The sequence below is a fragment of the Streptomyces chiangmaiensis genome (genome assembly GCF_036281785.1).
Classification (GTDB): Bacteria; Actinomycetota; Actinomycetes; order Streptomycetales; family Streptomycetaceae; genus Streptomyces; species Streptomyces chiangmaiensis.
Genome location: NZ_JAYWVC010000677.1, coordinates 1 through 759 on the forward strand (window position 1 = coordinate 1; position 759 = coordinate 759).

Genomic DNA, 759 nt, shown 5'->3' on the forward strand with positions numbered 1-759 from the left:
CGGTCGGTGAGATCCGCCCGCTGCTCGCCGAGCGCGGCTTCGCTGTCCCGGAACGGCCCGGGCTGCGGTTGCGCACGTTGGAGGACGTGTTCGCCTACGCCGAGGCCGAGAACGTCACCTTGCGGATCGACGGGATGGAGACCCAGGTCCGCCGCCCGAAAGCGGGCAGGCCCGGACGGCGGGCGTTCGTCTCCGGCAAGCGCAGGCAGAACACCATCAAGACCACCACGATCAGCGACGGCCAGGGCCGCACCCTGTGGTCCGGGGCCACCCGGCCCGGTCGCATGCACGACCAGACCGCGATGCGTACCGAGGGCATTGCCGAGCAGTTCCGCCAGCACCCAGGCGTGAAGGCCGAGGTCGATGACGGATACCGGGGCCTGGCCAACGAGTTCCCCGAGCAGGTCTCGGCCCCGCCGAAGAAACCGAAGGAGCACGAGAAGGACGACGCCCCGCTGAGTGAGAAGTACGGCTGGCGCGAGATGAAGCGCAGACAGTCCTCGCGCAGGATCTGTGTCGAGCACGCCAACGCCGAGCACCGTCAGTGGCGTCCGCTCCAGCGATACACCGGACGTCGGGAGACCTACGCCGAGACGCACCGTGCCGTCGCCGGACTCGTCTCCGACCGTGCCGCCCGCAGGACCACCCGCCGCAAGCCGAGCACCGAACTCGTACTCGCCCGCCCGACGGCCTGCTGAATCACCCACCAGCCGAACCGCCAAGCCAGCACGCCCCAAGATCAATCGCGGGACAGCCCGT

At 69.7% G+C, this 759-nt stretch carries 1 protein-coding gene; it reads left to right on the plus strand.

Annotated features, from left to right (window positions below):
* A partial coding sequence (locus tag VXC91_RS46365; protein ID WP_329513331.1) for a transposase family protein occupies positions 1 to 698 on the plus strand: 698 nt, incomplete at its 5' end.
* Positions 699 to 759: the final 61 nt, after the last annotated feature.